The 19,906-nt window shown below is 67.2% G+C and carries 16 protein-coding genes and 2 pseudogenes; 8 read left to right on the plus strand and 10 right to left on the minus strand.

Annotation, left to right across the window (positions count from 1 at the left end; all coding sequences use genetic code 11):
- The 4 genes from AWC27_RS14795 to AWC27_RS14810 all read right to left on the minus strand — a co-directional run.
- A partial coding sequence (locus AWC27_RS14795; protein WP_139837013.1) for a PE family protein occupies positions 1-1,072 on the minus strand: 1,072 nt, incomplete at its 3' end.
- Positions 1,073-1,084: 12 nt separating this feature from the next.
- Entirely contained in the window at positions 1,085-2,173 is a 1,089-nt protein-coding gene (locus tag AWC27_RS14800; RefSeq protein ID WP_085671174.1) for an adenosine deaminase, read from the minus strand.
- On the minus strand, positions 2,170-3,471 hold the full coding sequence (locus AWC27_RS14805) for a thymidine phosphorylase (protein WP_085671175.1): 1,302 nt from the start codon (positions 3,469-3,471) through the stop codon (positions 2,170-2,172). The genes AWC27_RS14800 and AWC27_RS14805 overlap by 4 nt, the downstream gene beginning before the upstream one ends.
- Positions 3,468-3,869, minus strand: coding sequence for a cytidine deaminase (locus AWC27_RS14810; RefSeq protein ID WP_085671176.1), 402 nt, complete (start codon positions 3,867-3,869; stop codon positions 3,468-3,470). Before AWC27_RS14810 ends, AWC27_RS14805 begins: the two co-directional genes overlap by 4 nt.
- A gap of 265 nt (positions 3,870-4,134) precedes the next feature.
- On the opposite strand from AWC27_RS14810, the gene sdhC reads away from it, so the two are divergent.
- The 4 genes from sdhC to AWC27_RS14830 are packed head-to-tail and all read left to right on the plus strand — an operon-like array spanning position 4,135 to position 7,541.
- Positions 4,135-4,473, plus strand: coding sequence for a succinate dehydrogenase, cytochrome b556 subunit (gene sdhC, locus AWC27_RS14815; RefSeq protein WP_245847128.1), 339 nt, complete (start codon positions 4,135-4,137; stop codon positions 4,471-4,473).
- On the plus strand, positions 4,470-4,949 hold the full coding sequence (locus AWC27_RS14820; protein WP_085671177.1) for a succinate dehydrogenase hydrophobic membrane anchor subunit: 480 nt from the start codon (positions 4,470-4,472) through the stop codon (positions 4,947-4,949). Before sdhC ends, AWC27_RS14820 begins: the two co-directional genes overlap by 4 nt.
- A 19-nt stretch (positions 4,950-4,968) precedes the next feature.
- On the plus strand, positions 4,969-6,741 hold the full coding sequence (gene sdhA / locus AWC27_RS14825) for a succinate dehydrogenase flavoprotein subunit (protein WP_085671178.1): 1,773 nt from the start codon (positions 4,969-4,971) through the stop codon (positions 6,739-6,741).
- A complete protein-coding gene (locus AWC27_RS14830) occupies positions 6,741-7,541 on the plus strand; it encodes a succinate dehydrogenase iron-sulfur subunit (RefSeq protein ID WP_085671179.1) in 801 nt (266 codons plus the stop codon). Before sdhA ends, AWC27_RS14830 begins: the two co-directional genes overlap by 1 nt.
- Here AWC27_RS14830 and AWC27_RS32100 read toward each other — a convergent pair.
- Positions 7,525-8,205, minus strand: coding sequence for a class I SAM-dependent methyltransferase (locus AWC27_RS32100; RefSeq protein WP_245847133.1), 681 nt, complete (start codon positions 8,203-8,205; stop codon positions 7,525-7,527). The genes AWC27_RS14830 and AWC27_RS32100 overlap by 17 nt on opposite strands.
- Before the next feature lie 66 nt (positions 8,206-8,271).
- A pseudogene (locus AWC27_RS33005) lies at positions 8,272-9,516 on the minus strand (cytochrome P450); the annotation flags it as partial.
- Here AWC27_RS33005 and AWC27_RS14840 point away from each other — a divergent pair.
- The gene (locus AWC27_RS14840; protein WP_085671181.1) at positions 9,515-10,375 is read left to right on the plus strand and encodes an SCO6745 family protein; all 861 of its coding nucleotides are present in this window, start codon (positions 9,515-9,517) and stop codon (positions 10,373-10,375) included. The pseudogene AWC27_RS33005 and the gene AWC27_RS14840 overlap by 2 nt on opposite strands.
- Here AWC27_RS14840 and AWC27_RS14845 read toward each other — a convergent pair.
- Entirely contained in the window at positions 10,372-10,827 is a 456-nt protein-coding gene (locus tag AWC27_RS14845; RefSeq protein WP_085671182.1) for a condensation domain-containing protein, read from the minus strand. The genes AWC27_RS14840 and AWC27_RS14845 overlap by 4 nt on opposite strands.
- Before the next feature lie 79 nt (positions 10,828-10,906).
- On the opposite strand from AWC27_RS14845, the pseudogene AWC27_RS14850 reads away from it, so the two are divergent.
- Both AWC27_RS14850 and AWC27_RS14855 read left to right on the plus strand, forming a co-directional pair.
- Positions 10,907-11,533 (plus strand): annotated as a pseudogene (locus AWC27_RS14850) (carboxymuconolactone decarboxylase family protein); the annotation flags it as partial.
- Positions 11,534-11,592: 59 nt separating this feature from the next.
- A complete protein-coding gene (locus AWC27_RS14855; protein ID WP_085671184.1) occupies positions 11,593-12,999 on the plus strand; it encodes a PE domain-containing protein in 1,407 nt (468 codons plus the stop codon).
- On the opposite strand, the gene AWC27_RS14860 is transcribed toward AWC27_RS14855, so the two are convergent.
- Positions 12,983-13,894 (minus strand): sigma-70 family RNA polymerase sigma factor, encoded by a 912-nt coding sequence (locus AWC27_RS14860; RefSeq protein ID WP_085671185.1) that lies wholly within the window; start codon positions 13,892-13,894, stop codon positions 12,983-12,985. The genes AWC27_RS14855 and AWC27_RS14860 overlap by 17 nt on opposite strands.
- 32 nt (positions 13,895-13,926) lie before the next feature.
- Between AWC27_RS14860 and AWC27_RS14865 the strand changes: the two genes are divergently transcribed.
- A complete protein-coding gene (locus AWC27_RS14865) occupies positions 13,927-15,237 on the plus strand; it encodes an aspartate aminotransferase family protein (protein WP_245847122.1) in 1,311 nt (436 codons plus the stop codon).
- Here the strand turns inward: AWC27_RS14865 and AWC27_RS14870 are convergent.
- The gene (locus AWC27_RS14870) at positions 15,234-15,581 is read right to left on the minus strand and encodes a hypothetical protein (protein ID WP_085671187.1); all 348 of its coding nucleotides are present in this window, start codon (positions 15,579-15,581) and stop codon (positions 15,234-15,236) included. The genes AWC27_RS14865 and AWC27_RS14870 overlap by 4 nt on opposite strands.
- 1,266 nt (positions 15,582-16,847) lie before the next feature.
- Positions 16,848-19,906, minus strand: a 3,059-nt coding sequence (locus tag AWC27_RS32780; RefSeq protein WP_169726799.1) for a PE family protein, incomplete at its 5' end; no start/stop codon positions are given.

A 19,906-nucleotide genomic window follows, 5' to 3' on the forward strand; every position in this document is an offset into this window, starting at 1 on the left:
CCGCCCCCGCCGCATTGCCGAGGCCGCCATCACCACCGGTGGTGGTGGCGGCATTGCCGTCCACCCCGACGCCGCCGGCACCTCCGCCTCCGCCGCCTCCGCCGGCGGTGCCGGCGGTGCCCGCCCCACCGGTCCCGCCGGCACCGCCGGGTGCACCGCTGCCACCCGCACCGCCAGCGCCACCGCCGCCCCCGGCTCCGCCATTGGCATTGGAAGCGTCGCCACCGTTGCCGCCGACCCCACCCGGCGCGCCAAGCGCGCCCGCTCCGCCCGCTCCGCCGCCCCCGCCGCCGGTGCGGCCGGACGAGCTCCCCTCGCTTCCAGCAGCACCGCCGCCGCCGGCGCCGCCCGTTTGTCCTGCAGTCGCTCCGTTTTCGCCGCGCTGTCCGCCGCTACCGGGATCAGCGGCGTCACTGCCCGCCTGGGCGGCGGGCCCCACAACGTTCTGCGTGGGATTGACCCCTGCAGCGCCAGGGGCGCCCGCCCCTCCGTGCCCACCGGAGCCCCCGTTGCCGAACAGCACGGCGTTGCCGCCAGCCCCGCCGGCCTGGCCCGGTCCACCCGATCCGCCGGAACCGCCATTGCCAATGAAACCGCTATCTCCGCCGCGGCCTCCAACCTGGCCGAGACCGCCGGCCGCGCCTGCCCCGCCGTTACCGATCAACCAGCCTGCGTCGCCACCTCGGCCGCCGGGTGTCGTGGCGTCGGTACCGTTGCCCACCAGCGCTCGCCCGGTCAGCGTTTCAAATGGAGCATTGATTGCGTTTACCAGCTGCTGCAGCACAGACAGATTGGTAGCCTCGGCGGCGGCGTATGAGCTCGCGCTGGCGTCGAGAGTCGCTAAAAACTGGTCATGGAAAATGGCCGCTTGTTGACTGAGGCGATAGTAGCCGTGCGCGTATCCAGAGAACAACGCGGAGATCTGAGCTGATATCTCATCCTGCGCCGCCACTGCGATCAGCGTTGTCCGAGCCTGCGCGGCTGCATGTGCAGCGCCCAGCCGCGACGTCACACTCGCCAAATCCGTTGTTGTGGAGGAAATTATCTCTGGTGTCGTGACTACAAGATCCATGCCACCATCCCGCTAGCCGACCAGCACCGCATAGCGCGGCTTGATCACGTCGTCGATGATTTCCAGGCGCTCATCGAACGGGATGAACGCCGACTTCATCGCGTTGATGGTAAACCGCTCGAGGTCGCTCCATCCGTATCCGAAAGTCTCTGCCAAACGGTGCATTTCGAGGCTCATCGTGGTGTCGCTGATCAACCGGTTGTCGGTGTTGACGGTGACCCGGAAGCGTGTCCGGGCAAGCAGGTCGAACGGATGCTCGGCGATGCTCTTGACCGCACCGGTGTGCACGTTGGAGCTCGGGCACAGCTCCAGCGGAATTCGCTTGTCCCGCACGATCGATGCCAATCGTCCCAGCGACACACGACCGTTGGAGTCGACGTCGATGTCGTCGACGATACGCACGCCGTGACCCAGCCGGTCGGCGCCGCAAAACGCGATCGCCTCGTGGATGGACGGCAAGCCGAACGCCTCACCGGCATGAATGGTGAAGCGTGCGTTGTGATCACGCATGTACTCGAAGGCATCCAGGTGGCGTGTCGGCGGGTGGCCGGCTTCCGCGCCGGCGATGTCAAAACCCACTATCCCCTTGTCCCGGAACCGGATTGCCAATTCTGCGATCTTTCGCGACACTGCGGCGTGCCGCATCGCGGTCAGCAAACCGCGAACCTTGATCGGTCGCCCTTCGGCCGCACAAGCCTTTTCACCGGCTGCAAATCCCGCGAGCACGGCGTCGACCACCTCGTCGAACGACAGCCCGCCGTTGATGTGCAGTTCAGGCCCGAACCGAACCTCGGCATAAACCACAGAATCGGCAGCCAGGTCCTCCACACATTCATAGGCAACGCGGTGCAGCGCCTCGGACGTCTGCATCACCCCCACGGTGTGCGAGAACGGCTCGAGATAGCGCTCCAGCGAGCCGCTGTGCGACTTGGTGCGAAACCACGTCGACAGCGACTCGACTTCGGTGGCCGGCAGTTCGTCGTAACCGATCTGACCGGCGATGTCGAGCACGGTCTGCGGGCGCAATCCGCCGTCGAGGTGATCGTGCAGCACGGCCTTCGGCGCTTGCTTGATGGATTCCAGATTCAGCGCGGTAGTCATGGCGTAATCCGATCGATGATCAGCGGCGGCAACTGCGGTGAGGTGTCCTCGACGCTCCAGGCGCCCTCCAGCTCGGCCAGTGCGGCGTCGAAGCGTTCGGGGGTATCGGTGTACAACGTGAACAACGGCTCGCCGGCCGCCACGGGCTCTCCAGGACGGCGGTGGATCCTGACGCCGGCGCCGGCCTGGATCTGTTCGCCGGGGCGCGATCTACCCGCCCCCAGCCGCCAGGCTGTCAACCCCACTGCCATCGCGTCGATAGTGCCCATTGTGCCGCCGCGGTAGGCGATCACGCTTTCACTGTGGGCGGCGACGGGCAACGGTGCCGACAGATCCCCGCCCTGGGCGGCGACCAGCCGGCGGAATCGGTCCATCGCGCTGCCGTCCTGCAGCGTCTGGGCCGGATCGCGGCTGTCGATTCCGGCCAGGGTCAGCATTTCCTCTGCCAACCGCAGCGCCAGCTCAACCAGGTCCGGTGGCCCGCCCCCGGCCAGCACCTCCATCGACTCGGCAACCTCGAGCGCATTTCCGACAGTGGCACCCAGCGGGCAGTTCATGTCCGTCAGCAGCGCATGCGTGGGCACCCCGTGCGCTGCGCCCAGTTGGACCATGGTGTGCGCCAGGTCACGGCAACGCGCCTCGGACTCCATCAGCGCCCCCGCGCCCACTTTGACGTCAAGCACCAACCCGCCCACACCTTCGGCGAGCTTCTTGCTCATGATCGAGCTGGCGATCAACGGCAAGGACTCAACCGTTGCGGTGATATCGCGCAGCGCATAGAGCTTCTTGTCGGCGGTTGCCACCTGGCCGGCGGCGAATATCGCCGCACCGATGTCGCATAGCTGTTCGCGCACCCGCTCGTTGGGTAAATCGGCGCTGAAACCCGCGATGGACTCCAGCTTGTCCAGGGTGCCGCCGGTATGGCCCAGCCCACGGCCGGACGCCTTCGGCACGCCCGCGCCGCAGGCCGCCATGACCGGCACCAGCACCAGCGTGGTCTTGTCGCCCACCCCGCCGGTGGAATGCTTGTCCACCGTCGGCAGCGGCTTTCCGTCCACGCGCAGATCGGTGAAATCCATCAGTTCACCGGAGGTGAGCATGGCCTCGGTCCATCGGGCGATCTCGCCGCGATCCATGCCGCGCCAGAAGATCGCCATCAACAGGGCCGCCATCTGCGCGTCAGTAACCCTGCCGTCGGTATAGGCCTCGATGATCCAATCGATGGCCGCATCGGATAGCCGGCCCCCGTCGCGCTTGGTGCGGATTACCGTCGGCGCGTCGAATGCGAAGGCGCTCAAGACCGTTCCTTGCTCAGATCGTCGGGGCCGAAGGCATCGGGCAGCAGGTCTCCGAGCCGGCGCGGCCCGTCCGGATGGTCAATCAGCAGCTCGGGGCCGCCGTGCTCGAGCAACACCTGACGACATCGCCCGCATGGCATCAGCAGCGACCCACTACCGGTGACGCACGCCACCGCCAGCAGCCGGCCGCCGCCGGTCGAATGCAGGGCGCAGACCAGCGCGCATTCCGCGCAGAGACCAAGGCCATATGAGACATTCTCCACATTGCATCCGGTCACCACACGGCCGTCGTCGACCACCGCGGCGGCGCCCACCGGGAAGTGCGAATACGGCGCGTACGCCCGTCCTGCAACACCGATCGCCTTGTCTCGCAACAAATCCCAATCAATGTCAGGCATTAGGCAACCTTTGCTCCGCGGTGCGCCGGTTACGACACACGTTTTCGATGGGACTGTTCGGTACCACCAGCTACCTGGTCAAGTTAAGCTCGATTGCCCGGCTAGAGCTGTTCAATCACTTTTTTTCCGGCTTTTATTGAAGACGGTTTTCGAGACGGTTTTGAAGGCGGTGAGGACAACGACGACAACTGCGGATCCGGCCACTGCGCCCGGATCGCAACGCAAACGGCGGCCACCGCGCACCCTGTATCGGGGCGACCCCGGTATGTGGTCGTGGGTATTACATCGGATCAGCGGCGCGACGATCTTCTTCTTCCTTTTCGTCCATGTCCTGGACGCCGCGATGCTGCGGGTCAGCCCGCAGACCTACAACGCGGTGCTGGCGACGTACAAGACACCGATCGTCGGCCTGATGGAATACGGCCTTGTTGCCGCTGTGCTTTTCCACGGACTGAATGGGATCCGGGTCATCCTGATCGACTTCTGGTCGGAGGGACCGCGCCATCAGCGATTGATGCTGTGGATCGTGGCGATCGTGTTCCTGTTGCTGATGGTTCCGGCGGGCGTGGTGACCGGCATCCACATCTGGGAGCACTTCCGATGAGCAGTTCCGACCTCCAGCTTGGGTCTCAAAACCGGGAACGCCAGACCGCGCCGGTCAAACAGCGCAGCTACGACCGTCCGGCCAGCCTGGACAATCCGCGCTCGCCGCGCCGCCGCGCCGGCATCCCCAACTTCGAGAAGTTCGCCTGGCTGTTCATGCGGTTCTCCGGAATCGTGCTGATATTCCTGGCGGTCGGCCACCTTTTCATCATGCTGATGTGGGACAACGGCGTGTACCGCCTGGACTTCAACTTCGTGGCGCAGCGCTGGGCATCGCCGTTCTGGCAGACCTGGGACCTACTGCTGCTGTGGTTGGCACAGCTGCACGGCGGCAACGGCATCCGCACCATCATCGACGACTACAGCCGCAAGAACATCACCCGGTTCTGGCTCAACACGCTGTTGGCGGTGTCGATGGCGTTCACGCTGATGCTGGGGACCTACATCTTGGTCACCTTCAACCCGAACATCTCCTGAGAGTCCAGGAAGGCGAGTCTTGATCCAGCAACACCGATACGACGTGGTGATCGTCGGCGCGGGCGGTGCCGGGATGCGAGCGGCGGTAGAGGCGGGTCCGCGGGTTCGTACCGCGGTGCTGACCAAGCTCTACCCCACCCGCAGCCACACCGGTGCCGCGCAGGGCGGGATGTGCGCCGCACTGGCCAACGTCGAAGACGACAACTGGGAATGGCACACCTTCGACACCGTCAAGGGCGGCGACTACCTCGCCGACCAGGACGCTGTGGAAATCATGTGCAAGGAAGCCATCGACGCGGTGCTTGACCTGGAAAAGATGGGGATGCCGTTCAACCGCACCCCCGAGGGCCGCATCGACCAGCGCCGCTTCGGCGGGCACACCCGCGACCACGGTAAGGCCCCAGTCCGCCGCGCGTGCTACGCGGCCGACCGGACCGGCCACATGATCCTGCAGACGCTCTACCAGAACTGCGTCAAACACGATGTGCAGTTCTTCAACGAGTTCTACGCGCTCGACCTGGCGCTCACCCAGACACCGACGGGCCCGGTAGCCACCGGAGTCGTCGCCTACGAGTTGGCAACGGGTGATATCCACGTCTTCCACGCCAAAGCCGTCGTCATCGCCACCGGCGGCTCGGGCCGGATGTACAAGACCACCTCCAACGCACACACCCTGACCGGCGACGGCATCGGCATAGTCTTCCGCAAGGGACTTCCGTTGGAGGACATGGAGTTTCACCAATTCCACCCGACCGGGCTGGCCGGGCTGGGCATCCTGATCTCCGAGGCGGTGCGCGGCGAGGGCGGGCGGCTGCTCAACGGCGAAGGCGAACGCTTCATGGAGCGCTATGCCCCGACTATCGTCGACCTGGCCCCGCGTGACATCGTCGCCCGCTCCATGGTGCTCGAGGTCCTCGAAGGCCGCGGGGCCGGTCCACACAAGGATTACGTCTACATCGACGTGCGCCACCTCGGTGAAGACGTGCTGGAAGCCAAGCTGCCCGACATCACCGAGTTCGCCCGCACCTACCTCGGCGTCGACCCGGTGAAAGAGCTGGTTCCGGTGTATCCGACGTGTCACTACGTGATGGGCGGCATCCCGACCACGGTCACCGGACAGGTGTTGCGGGACAACACCAACACCGTCCCGGGCCTGTACGCGGCCGGGGAGTGCGCGTGTGTGTCCGTGCACGGCGCCAACCGGCTGGGCACCAACTCACTGCTGGACATCAACGTCTTCGGCCGCCGGGCCGGTATCGCGGCGGCCGGCTACGCGCGCGGACACGACTTCGTCGACCTGCCGCCCGAGCCCGCGTCAATGGTGGTCGGCTGGGTGAGCGACATTCTGTCCGAGCATGGCAACGAGCGCGTAGCCGACATTCGCGGCGCGCTGCAGCAGACCATGGACAACAACGCCGCGGTGTTCCGTACCGAAGAGACGCTGAAGCAGGCCCTTACCGACATTCACGCCCTGAAAGAGCGGTATTCCCGAATCACCGTGCACGACAAGGGAAAACGATTCAACAGCGACTTGCTGGAGGCCATCGAGCTGGGCTTCCTGCTGGAGCTGGCCGAGGTCACCGTGGTGGGCGCGCTGAACCGCAAGGAGTCTCGTGGCGGGCACGCCCGCGAGGATTACCCGAACCGCGACGACGTCAACTACATGCGCCACACCATGGCGTATAAGGAAATTGGGGCCGATAAGGAGGGCACTGACCTGCTCAGCGACATCCGGCTGGACTTCAAACCCGTCGTGCAGACCCGCTATGAGCCCAAGGAACGGAAGTACTAATGAGCGTTGAGTCCGACGGCGACACTGTGGAGGCCTTAGACCCGCCGCTGCCACCGGTTCCGGAGGGGGCGGTGATGGTGACCATCAAAATCGCCCGGTTCAACCCCGACGACCCCGACGCGTTCGCCGCAACCGGAGGCTGGCAAAGCTTCCGGGTGCCGTGCCTGCCCACCGACCGACTGCTCAACCTGCTGATCTACATCAAGGGTTACCTCGATGGGACGCTGACCTTCCGGCGCTCCTGCGCACACGGGGTGTGCGGCTCGGATGCGATGCGGATCAACGGCGTCAACCGGCTGGCCTGCAAGGTGCTGATGCGCGATCTGCTGCCGAAAAAGCCGGGCAAGAAACTGACCATCACGGTCGAACCCATCCGCGGGCTGCCGGTCGAAAAGGACCTGGTGGTGAACATGGAGCCGTTCTTCGACGCGTACCGCGCAATCAAGCCCTACCTGATCACCAGCGGAAATCCGCCTACGCGCGAGCGGATTCAGAGCCCGATCGACCGCGCCCGCTACGACGACACCACCAAGTGCATCCTGTGCGCGTGCTGTACCACCAGCTGCCCGGTGTTCTGGAACGAGGGCAGCTACTTCGGGCCGGCGGCGATCGTCAACGCACACCGCTTCATCTTCGACAGCCGTGACGAGGCCGCCGCCGAACGCCTCGACATTCTCAACGAGGTCGACGGGGTGTGGCGTTGCCGCACCACGTTCAACTGCACCGAAGGCTGCCCGCGCGGCATCGAAGTGACCAAGGCAATTCAAGAGGTGAAGCGCGCAATCATGTTCTCCCGCTGAGCATTTCAGCTTTGTGCGCGGTGAGCAAATAGGCGGGGAACTTCAGTCGTCCCTTGTCGTCCCGATCATGTGGCGGCAATTCGAACGGCGCTCCGGGGACCCGGAATTCGGCGTTGCAGATGTAGGCGGGCCGGATTTCGTCGACCACCCAGTACTTGCCGACGGCCGTGCGCAACTCGTCCTCGTCCACCTCGTTGGGTTTTGTTTGCGCGTCGGCGGGAAAGGCGCCCTTGGCGAACACCAACACGTAAAACACAGCATCAGGAGCCGCGGCGCGGTGCACTGAGCGCAGATAGTCGTCGCGGCTCTCGATCGGCAGCGAGTGAAAAAGCGTGCAGTCGATCACGGTGGAGAATCGGTCGTCGTATCCGGTGAGCGTTCTGATGTCGGCTTGCGCGAAGCTGACTGCCGTCAGCCCACCCTCCTCGGCCGCCGCCTTGGCAGCAGCGATAGCCGTTGCCACGAAGTCGATCCCGACCACCGGGTAGCCCCGGGCCGCCAGCGCCAGCGACAGCTCCCCCGTCCCGCAACCCGCGTCGAGCACTTCGCCCCGGATTTCGCCGGCGTCGATCAGGGCGGCCAGTTCCGGCTGCGGCTCACCGATGTTCCATGGCGGCGGCCCGTCGAAAATCCCTTGCTCGCGATAGGCGCCGTCCCAGTCCATCACCTCCCGATCCCACTCCACGGGCAACGCAGGGCGGGTGCGCACCAGGAAGGAGGGCTCGATCGGCGGTACCTGTCGCGTCAGCCGCATGGCCGGCAGCCGCCGGGCCAGACATTGCAGGGCGACATGGGCTTCCAGCCGCGCCAGCGGCGCGCCGATGCAGAAGTGGATGCCGCGGCCGAACGCAAGATGCGCCTGCTCCTGGTGCCGATCGAGGCGCAGCGCGTCGGCGTCGCCGTAGACGTCGTCGTCATGGTTGGCCGAGGTGTACACCAAGAAGACGCGTTCGCCAGGCCGCAAATCCCTCCCCCCCAACCGGGTCTCGGTGACCACGGTGCGCAGCATGCCCAGGATCGGGCCCTCATATCGCAGGATTTCCTCGACCGCGGTCTTGCGCCGCTGCGGGTCCTTGACCAGTTCGGTCCAGTCGGCATCGCCGGACAACAGCTCGTACATCGCCGTCGTGATGAGCGGTGCCGTGGTCGCATGGGCGGCAAACAGCAGGCCCGGGAACATCGACAGCATTTCGAAATCGGTCAGCTCGACGCCGGATTCGCGCCGCGCCTGCCACACCGCGCTGATCAGATCGTCTTTCGGATCGACTCGGCGCTGCTCGATGAGTTCGGCCATGTACTCGTGCAGCCGCAGCACCGATTGCGCCAACTCGACCAGCCGCTCTTTGTCGAAGCTACCCGTGACATCGGTGAGGAAAAGGGCCATGTCATTGGAACGGCGGCTGCACTCATCCCACATCTCCTCCGGGACACCGATCAGGCTGAAGGGAATCGCGATGGCCAGTGGCATCGAGAACTCGGCATGCAGGTCGACCGCACCGAGGTGTTCGAATCGGTCGATCAAGCGCGCGCATTGCCGCCAGATCGCCGGCTCGAGAGCCGCGACGCGCTTGGGCGTAAACGCCTCGGACAGAACGGCTCTCATGCGGGTGTGATCGGGCGGATCCCAGCCGATCAAGCAGCCCCCCGCAGGCACCTTGCCGTCCAGCATGGCGAGGATATCGGGATCCGTCGGCGCCGGCAGCAGCCCCACGGACGAGAAGACGGTAGGCTGCCGCAGCGCCTGGACCACCTCGTCGTAGCGGGACACCACCCAGGCCTGCAGCTGCTCACTGAAGAAGATTCCTTCGCGTCGCGCGCGTTGCAGCTGGCCGAACATGTCGTCCTGGGTGCGTTGCGTGAACTGGTTGAAGTCCGCAGCGATGTGGCGGGACACACTTATGGTCACCGCTTCAGGGTGGGCGATCGGCATTGCGCAATTGTTGAGCTTTCCTGAAACGTGCTTAGCTGCGCACATGCAACGCACACCAGAGCTGGCCCGCCAGCTCTACGACCGCTTCGAGCCGATCCATGCCGTCACCTACTTCGCACCCGAAGCCCGCGCGGCGCTGGACGGCCTCGGCTATCGGGGCTTCTGGATGGGCTACTTCGCCGCCCGATCGGCTCCGCTGGGCCCGGTGCCACCACAGGTCGTGGCGGCGGTGTTCTACAACTTCGCCCTCGCGCGGGTGGCCAAATCCCTACCGTCGGCGTGGGACATCGCCGGGCCGCAGCTCGCGCTGCAAGCCCGGGCGGAATCGGCGGTCGCGGCGCTGCGTCGATACGGCGTCACAGACGACGAAAACACCTGCACCGCAGCACAATTAGCCATCCGCGCGGCACAACGGGCGGCGCTGGACGGCCGGCCACTGTTCGCGGCCAACCTCGCCCTGCCCTGGCCGTCGGATCCGGTGGCCGCGCTGTGGCATGCGACCACCCTGCTGCGCGAGCACCGCGGCGATGGCCACGTCGCCGCGCTGGTCGCCGCCGGAGTCTCGGGACGGGAATCGAACGTCTTGCACAGCGCGACCGGCGCCGTGTCCAAGGAATACATGCAGCGCGCCCGGCACTATGACGACGCCGAGTGGGACGCCTGCCAGCGGAGCCTCGCCGGCCGCGGTCTGTTGGGAAGTGACGGCGTGCTGACGGGCACCGGGCGTGACGTCAAGGAGCACATCGAAACCACCACGAATCTGCTCGGGCTGCTCGCATTCGACGGTCTGGACGACGCCGAACTCGAGACGTTGTTGAACGCCTTGACCCCGATCGCCCGGACGGTGATTGCCGGCGGAGATCTGCCCGCCACCACGCCGATGGGTTTGCGCCGCGATTTCTAATCTTGGTCGGCGAGAACCAGTTCGCCGCCGTCGTAGGCCGTCATCAGGTCTTCGACCACGTGCTGCCACGATGCGCCGTCGACGCAGAGGTGGCTGGCGGTCAAAACCAGCCGGTCGCGCGCTCCGGGGATCAGCGACACCCCGAACAGCCGGCCGGTGCGCATGTCGAAGGCCGCGCGCTGGCGGGCGATCACCTCGGCGACGGTGACGCCCGGCGGCTCCACGGCCCAGGCCCAGGAGCCGCCGGGACGGGACAGCCAGCGGTCACAGCGCGGTTCGAACACGACACCGAGGGTGGGGTTGGCATCGAAGACCTCATCGACGGCGGCGCGGATACGGCCCTGGTCCACCCGCGACTCGGCGACCAGCACCTCGGCGTGCGCCCAATCCTCGATGTCCTGCGGCCGCGGATTTTTGGTGAAAGACCAGTAAGAAGATGTTTCGTAGGACACGAGTCCGAGGTTCTAACGCGGCCCTACGGAGATTCTTGGCGAATTCTTGGTTTGCCTGTCACAGTTGCCCGGGCTGTGACGTCTGATCGGTATGACACAGAAAACCCGCATCGAGCCCCTGTCCCCCAAACGCGCCGGCCTGCTGACCCGCGCCATGTACCGAATCGCCAAGCGGCGCTATGGCCAGGTCCCCGAGCCGTTCACCGTCGCGGCGCATCATTCCCGGCTACTGGTCGCCGGCGCCGTCCACGAAACGATGCTGGAACGCGCATCGCGAACGCTGCCGGTGAGCGTGCGAGAGCTCGCCGTGCTGTGGACCGCACGCAAGATCGGCTGCTCGTGGTGCGTCGACTTCGGGTCGATGCTGCAGCGGCTGGACGGCCTGGACGTGGACCGGCTCAAGTTCATCGACGACTACGCGACTTCACCCCTCTACAGCGACGACGAACGCGCCGCCATCGCCTACGCCGATGCGATGACCGTCGACCCGCACACCGTTACCGACGAGCAGGTGGCCGATCTGCGGGCCCGCTTCGGCGATGACGGCGTGTACGAGTTGACCTATCAGATCGGCGTGGAGAACATGCGGGCCCGGATGAACACCGCCCTCGGAATCACCGAGCAGGGTTTTAATTCCGGGGACTCGTGCCGGGTGCCGTGGGCCGAGAATCTCAGTTCGTCAGTCAATTCGGGTCTGACCTCGTAGCATTTTGAGCCAGTCCTGAGGTTGTCGCGGACGCGAATGGGATCGAAAGGGAGGGGCCGTTGTCGTCGCATGTGATCGCCGCGCCCGAGGCTATTGCCCTAGCGTCGACGGATTTGACCGGGATAGGTGAGGCGATCAAGGGTGCCGCGGCTACGGCGGCGCCCTCGACGACGGGGATTGTCGCCGCGGCGGCCGACGAGGTGTCGAGGGCTATCTCCACTCTCTTCGGAAGCCACGGGCAAGAGTTTCAGCAGCTGACCGCGTACACAACACGCTTTCAGGCCCAGTTCGAGCAGGCATTGAGCGCGGCTGGGGCCGCGTATGCCGCCGCTGAGGCGGCGAACGTGTCGCTGCTGCAGGCGGCCGAAAGCTTGTTGCCACCGGTTGCACTCACGGGTCCGCTGTTCGACGGCACCGGTACTGCGTCGCTGGGAGCGCTGCTCAACTCGGCGACCAACGCCGTCGGCCTGGGTGGCGTGGTCAACTTCCCCTCCACGGTGACGCTGACCGCCCCGGGCACCGGCGGCGTGACCGGGGTCAGGGTCGGCTTCTCGTTCCTGCAAATCCCGATCGGCCCCAGCTCGTTCCTGGGATTCACGATTCCCCAGTTCAGCTACCCCGCACCCGCGTGGTGGTATTTCCCGACGCAGGCGAACGGGTCGGTGAACGCCAACGGCACCGTGTATCTGCAGCACGGCTTCGGCGGGGTTGCGTGGTTGTACCAACCGTTGGCCATCGACCTGGCGCAGCAGACCAACAGCGTCGTGGTCACTCCGACCGTGCCGTCGATTCCGCTGCCGTTCGGCCTGTGGATCGGCAGCCCGCAGATGCAGCAAGGCGTGGCGTCGCTGTTCCAGGGATCCCAGGCGGCGCTGAACATCAGCGCGCAGCATGCCGGTTTCTTCGGCACGCTGCCGCAGGATTTCATCCTGTCCGGGCACTCGGCCGGCGGTGGTCTGGCCACGATTGCGGGCGGCGATTACCTGGCGAACCTGGGAGCCGCCACCAACCACCTCAAGGGCGTGGTGATGTTCGACGGGGTCGCCAGCAACGCCACGGCTTTCGGGGGTGCGATAGCCAACCTGCAGGCGGCCAATGTCCCCGTCTACACGGTGGCCGCGCCGCCGCAGGCATGGAATGCCTTCGGAGAGACCACGAATCAATTGGTCAGCCTGTACCCGGGGCAGTTCGTCGGGGCCGAAATCGTCAACGGCTCGCATGTCGACTCGATGCTGGGCAGAGGCCCCGTCATCGACTTCGCCCTGCAGCTGATAACCAAATTCTCACCACCCGGCGCCACCTCGGCCGTGTACACACTGTCCAGCGGCTGGATCAACGACATCTGGGGCGGATTCGGTCCGACCAATCCGATGTATGGCATCTACGGGCCAACCGGCGGCTACGTCACCCCGGGCGGCCAGGCCATCTTCCTCGGGCCGACCGGCGCGATCATCCTGCCGGTGTAGCCCGCAGCGGCGATCCGGTGAACTTGTCGGGATTGGCGACATCCCAAAGGGCGCAGACCTTTCCGTCGCGCACCGTCATGGCGGTGATCCGCGGCGCCATCTCGCGGTACCCGTCGGCGCCGGGGCACCCTTCGGTGTAGGCACCCAGTTCACCGTTGATCAGTGCCAGCTGGTTGACGGTGAAGAACGCCGGACCGTAGCGGCGGGCCAGGCCGAACATGAACCGGGCCACCTTGTCGGCGCCGTGGATGATCTGAACGGCGGTGGGCGCCTTGCCATTCGAGTCGCCGGTGAAGGTGACATCGGGATGCAGCAGCGCTACCACGGCTTCGAGGTCACCGGCGGCCATCGCGGCCATCAGCTTGCCGACCACCTCGTTGTGGCTCGGATCGGGTTTTGGCGGCGGCTTTGCGGAGACGGCCTTGCGGGCGCGCGAGGCCAACTGCCGGGCGGCGGCCTCGCTGGTGCCGAGAACGTCGGCCACTTCGCCGAACGGCACGGCGAATCCGTCGTGCAGCACCAACGCCACCCGTTGGTCGGGGTTGAGCCGTTCCAGCACCACCATGGCCGCAAACCGGGCGTCCTCGTTGGCTACCACCGCCGACAGCGGGTCGGAGCCGTCGAAACCGGTGACCACGGGCTCGGGGAGCCAGTTTCCGGTGTAGGTTTCGCGCCGATGTGCCGCCGACCGGAGTCGGTCCAGGCCGATGCGGCTCACCACGGTGGTCAGCCAGGCCCGCAAGTCGTGGATCACGCCGTCTTGGTTATCCCAGCGCAGCCAGGCTTCCTGGACGATATCCTCGGCGTCGGCGATCGTTCCGGTGAGCCGGTAGGCCACCGACATGAGATGGGGCCGTAGCTCTTCGAATTCGGTGACCTCGTTCGTCGCCGTCATTGGTCGAGCCTAACGCTAGGCTCACCAGCACGATGACTGACAACCTTTGGCTGCATTTCGCCCGGCACGGCAACGGCATCACCCCACCGATCATCACTCGCGGCGAAGGTGTCACCATCTTCGACGACCGCGGCAAAAGCTACCTCGACGCGCTGTCGGGGCTGTTCGTGGTGCAGGTTGGCCACGGCCGCGCCGAGCTCGCCGAAGCCGCTGCGCGCCAAGCCGGCACGCTGGCGTTCTTCCCGATTTGGGGCAACGCCCATCCGCCGGCGATCGAGCTCGCCGAACGCATCGCCGGCTACACCCCTGGCGACCTGAACCGCGTTTTCTTCACCTGCGGCGGCACCGAGGCCGTCGAAACCGCGTGGAAGGTGGCCAAGCAGTACTTCAAGCTCACCGGCAAACCCGGTAAGCACAAAGTGATTTCGCGCGCGATCGCCTACCACGGCACCACCCAGGGCGCGCTGGCGATCACCGGGCTGCCCGCGTATAAGGCGCCGTTCGAGCCGGTGACACCGGGCGGCTTCCGGGTACCCAACACCAACTTCTATCGCGCGCCGTTCACCGACCTCAAGGAGTTCGGCCGGTGGGCGGCCGACCGGATCGCCGAGGCCATCGAATTCGAGGGACCCGACACCGTCGCCGCGGTGTTCTTAGAACCGGTGCAAAACGCCGGCGGCTCCTACCCGCCGCCGCCCGGCTACTTCGAGCGAGTCCGCGAGATCTGCGACGAGTACGACGTGCTACTGGTTTCCGACGAGGTGATCTGCGCCTTCGGCCGGATCGGATCGATGTTCGCCTGCAACGACTTTGGCTATGTGCCCGACATGATCACCTGCGCCAAGGGGCTCACATCCGGCTACTCGCCGCTGGGCGCGATGATCGCCAGCGACCGGGTGTTCGAACCGTTCAACGACGGCGAGACGACGTTCCGGCATGGCTATACCTTTGGCGGACATCCGGTGTCGGCCGCCGTCGCGCTGGCCAATCTGGACATCTTCGAACGCGAGGGCCTCAACGACCGTGTCAAACAGCTCTCCCCCGCGCTGCGCGTCACCCTGGAAAGGCTGTACGACATACCCGTGGTCGGCGATGTGCGCGGCGAGGGATTCTTCTTCGGCATCGAACTGGTCAAGGACCAGGCGACCAAGCAGACCTTCACCGACGCCGAGCGCGCGAAGCTACTCGGCCATGTGTCCGCGGCGCTGTTCGACGCCGGATTGTATTGCCGCACCGACGATCGCGGCGATTCGGTCATCCAGCTGGCCCCGCCGCTGATCAGCGGGCAGGCCGAGTTCGACACCATCGAGTCGATTCTGCGCACCGTGCTCAGCGACGTTTAGTTGCTGGGAAGGTTCCTCTCGAGCTCTGTCGCAATGCGTCTGCCGTTTTCGGTGAGATTGAGCCAGACAGCGAAGGCCCAAATTCCTGGATCCTCGTAATGGGTTATGAAAAGCTCGTGTAGGCGTGCCATCTGCTCATCGAGCGAAAGTTCGTCCCAGCCCTCGAACTGCATCAGTCCGTCGCCCACGAGCGACCTGATTACCGACAGCGCCAACTCTTGTTGCGCCACGGTTGTTCCCGCCAGACTGTCGCGCGTAATCACCGATTCGATCTGTGCCAACGGCACGAGGTCGTAGAGACCACTGATAAGGACTTCATTGCGCAGTCGATCCTGTGGCGTCATGACGATTCCGCCTTCAACATGCTGGGTACCCTGCGTCGACTTCGTTGCCCTACTACCACGTGGTGCGAGCTTAGGCAAAGAACACGGCCGGTCATCACTCCTGGCCAAATTCATCTAAGTCAGGCAGTTCATCTTTGCCCAACACTGGCAGTCCGTGATGGCTGTGAGGCGGCTGCACGGGATGTGGGATTGATTCTGGCGGAACTGGCCCGCCGCCTCCGAATGGTGGCGCTGGCCCTGGGCCGCGTGGTGTCGACTGTACCGGTGGGGGCCGCCACGGGTCGGGGCTCGAATGGAGTGCGTGCTGGCTCAGGCGCCGCCGGCCTGATCGGTGCCGGAATGTCCGGTACTCCTCCGCAAGTCGGGTTGATGTGGACCTTGAGGTATCCACCACCATCCGGGACGCGGATGTCAAGCGCCGGCATTTTGGTGGAACCGGCGGCTTCACGCCTTCCGACGATCGTGCCGTCCGGCAATTGCCTCATTTCGCCGGGCAACTTTCCGTAGCCTTCCGATCGCTCCACTCCTTGCTCTCGCATCCATTTCCAGAGGTTGTCCAGATCCTCCTGTAAGCGAACTTCCGAGCTGGTCTCATTGGCGCGAAAATGTGCGCCAGCTTCGCCGACGAGGCTTGCCCGCACACTCACGCGTGCCGCCAGCCCCACCGCGAAGGCGGTGACGTCGGTATGAGCGGCCCTTACCGCAGCGACGCTGGCTTGGCCCCGCGGTCCCAGCCCGACGGGTGCCAGCGGTTGGTTCAATTCGTTAGCCGAGGCCTCCCATCGGCTCGCTATGATCCGCAGATCCGTGGGATCGACACGCGTTAGCTGCTGCACCGCAGAAAGAGTAATTGGGCTTTTGCCTCTATGCGTTCGGAGGCGCGGGTGACTGCGCTCATGTTCGAAAGCGGGTCCAGCCGGCGAGCCGTAGACGTACCGACTGGACCCCTGCTGGCGTCGAACCGCCAAAAACGCCGTTTGCGCATGACCAGCTCAGCCCACAACCAAGCGAGCCCGAAGTCAGCGCCGCCGATCCCCTGCGTTCTCCCCTTGAGCAGATCATTCAGAGACCGCTTCGAGACAGCCTGAGCGCCCACGGAGACGGACCGTAATGACACTGCCCCGTCACCTGCCGCACCGACGGTCGCGGCGATTCCGTCATCCAGCTGGCCCCGCCGCTGATCAGCGGGCAGGCCGAGTTCGACACCATCGAGTCGATTCTGCGCAGCGTGCTCAGCCAGGTTTAGCTGCTGGGATCGTTGCTCTGCTACGCGGGACCGCCAGTGCCTCCCGCGCCGCCCGATCCACCGGCACCCTGGCCGAACGTTCCGGGCGCACCGCCACTTCCACCGGGCTCGGGCAATCCGCCGGGCCCAGCACTTCCAGCCCCGCCGGCGCCGCCACTGCCGCCGTCGCCGCCATTACCGCCCTCGAAAGCAACTCGGCCGCCGGTGCCGCCGTCGCCACCCATACCACCGTCGCCACCGAGGTCGCCAGCGCCCCCGGTTCCGCCGGTGCCACCGTCGCCCCCGAACCCAGAGCTGCTGCCGCTGCCCCCGTTACCGCCGCCACCTCCGAGACCGCCGGCACCGCCATTCCCGCCATCTAGGCCCATTCCGCCGGTCCCGCCAGTGCCGCCCAGACCACCTCGCCCGGAGCTGCCGTCGAAGGCGTCTCCACCGCTGCCGCCGGACCCGCCGAGGCCGCCGACGCCACCGACGACGGTACCGGTGCCGCCAGCGCCACCATTGCCGCCTGCCCCGCCTCCGCCGCCGGTCGTATTAATCCAGCCCTGAGATCCTGAGCCACCGTTCCCGCCGGCGCCGCCGGACCCACCGGCGGCCCCCGTACTGCCCCCACCGCCGGAGCCGCCGTTACCGCCGGCACCACCCCCGAGTCCATTGTTTCCGGCCAGGCTGCCTGCAGCGCCGTTTCCGCCGTTGCCGCCCGCCCCACCGGAATGCGGGATGCCGGCAGCACCGGTTGCACCCGTCGTATAGCCGGCGCCGCCGGCACCGCCGGGTCCGGCAGCGCCGCCGTTACCGCCGTCGCCGCCACTGCCGCCGGCCACATCGGCGGAGGGAATTAGTGGATTATCGCCGTCGCCGCCGTTACCACCGTTTCCAGGCGTACCGCCGTCGCCGCCGTCGCCGCCGTGTCCGCCGTTGCCTTGACTACCGGCTTGGCCGGCGGCCGCTGTTCCACCGATGCCGCCGACACCGCCGTGTCCACCGGCAGCGCCGGCCCCTCCGTCACCACCGGCGGTCCCGTTGATGGTGTCGCGGGGAGGCAACTGTTGCCCGTAGAACCCGTCTGCGCCGGCGCCACCGGTTCCTCCGGCGCCCCCGGTGCCGCCATTGCCGCCGTCACCACCGGCGCCGCCATTGCCGGATTGGACCCCACCCAACCCACCACGGCCGCCGTTGCCTCCGTTTCCGCCGGCCTGACCAGGGCCACCATCGCCGCCGGCACTGGTAATGGTGCCGTTGGTGCCGTTGGGGCCGTTGGTGCCGCTGCCACCGTCAGCGCCGTCGCCGCCGGTACCGCCGGCGCCGCCGTTGCCGACCGCTCCGCCGTTGCCGCCAGTGCCCCCGTCGGCGCCGGACTGGCCCGGGGTCGAGCCTGCGGCCCCGGTTCCCCCGGTTCCGCCGTTGCCGCCGCTGGTGGGCGAGGCGCCGGTGGCACCGGTGATGCCCGGGGTGGCGCCGGTTCCGCCGTGCCCACCGGCGGCCCCGGCGCCCGGGGCCCCGCCATCACCGCCGGCGCCGCCGACACCGTCGTTGAGGTTCCAGGTTCCGGTGCCACCGGTGCCGCCGTCACCGGCGATACCCCCAGCACCGCCGGCCCCACCGGCGCCGCCCACTCCATCGGTCACACTCAGAGCCGCGCCACCGGCGCCACCGGTACCGCCGTCTGCACCGGCGCCGCCGGCGCCACCGGCCAAGCCCGCCTCTCCTAGAGCCCCGACGCCGCCCTGGCCGCCGTCGCCGCCTTTGCCGCCGGCCCCTCCGGCAAGCAGGCCGGCACCTCCGGCCCCGCCGCTGCCGCCGGGCCCACCGATACCACCGGCGCCGTTGTTGATGCCGGCCTGACCGGTGACTCCGGCGCCGCCGTTGCCGCCGGCCCCGCCGTCCATGCCGGTGATCCCACTACCGCCGACGCCGCCGGCGCCACCAGCGCCGCCGATCCCGGCCGAACCACCGTTGCCGCCGTTGCCGCCGAGGTAGCCGGTATTGCCAGCCTCACCGTTTGCTCCGGGGGTGGATCCGCTTCCCCCGATGCCGCCGGCCCCGCTGACCCCGGCGTTACCCCCGTTACCCCCGTTGCCGCCGTGCTGGCTTATCGCACCGTCGGCGCCGTTACCGCCGTTTCCCGCAGCACCGCCCGAGCCGCCGTGGCCGCCGGCCCCACCTACTCCCTGGCTGCCGGCCTGCCCGGCGGCGGCACTCCCGCCGACACCACCATTGCCGCCGGCGCCGCCGATGCCGCCGGCCCCGCCGTCACCGCCGGCTTGCCCATTGGTCTGAGTTCCAGGTTCCGCGTCGGCGCCGTCGTTGCCCGCGCCGCCCAGGCCGCCGTGGCCGCCGTTGCCGCCGGCTCCGCCGGTTCCGCCGTCGCCGGCTTGGGCGCCACCGGCCCCGCCGTTGCCGCCGTCACCGCCGCGCCCGCCGGCGCTGCCGCCGCCGCCATCACCACCGGTGGTGGTGGCGGCATTGCCGTCCACCCCGACGGCGCCGCGACCACCGGCCCCGCCGCTTCCACCGTTGCCGACCAGGCCGCCGTCGCCTCCGTTACCCCCGGCCGCACCGGACTGACCCGGAACGCTGCCAGCAGCACCGGATCCACCGGCCCCGCCGTCGCCGCCGCTGCCCGGGACGGCCCCAGTTGCCCCGGTTGCTCCGGCAGTAACCCCTGCGCCGCCGGCACCGCCGATCCCGCCGGCCCCGGGATCACCACCATTCCCGCCGGTGCCGCCGACACCACCGTTGACCGTCCAGGTTCCCGTGGCGCCATCACCGCCGTTTCCGGGAGTTCCGCCGGCACCGCCATTACCGCCCGCCCCACCGATGCCCTGGCTACCGGCCAGGCCGGCGCTCGCGGTGCCTCCGGCGCCGCCATCACCACCGACGCCGCCGCCACCACCGGCACCGCCGTTACCACCGGCTTGGCCGTCGGCCCCGGACGCGGCTAGTGGGCTGGCGCCGTTGCCGCCCGCACCCCCGGCACCGCCGGCACCGCCATTACCGCCCGCCCCACCGATGCCCTGGCTACCGGCCAAGCCGGTGGTAACGGCGGTGCCGGTGGTGGCGGCGGCGTCGGTGGTGA

It is taken from the genome of Mycobacterium szulgai (genome assembly GCF_002116635.1).
GTDB lineage: Bacteria > Actinomycetota > Actinomycetes > Mycobacteriales > Mycobacteriaceae > Mycobacterium > Mycobacterium szulgai.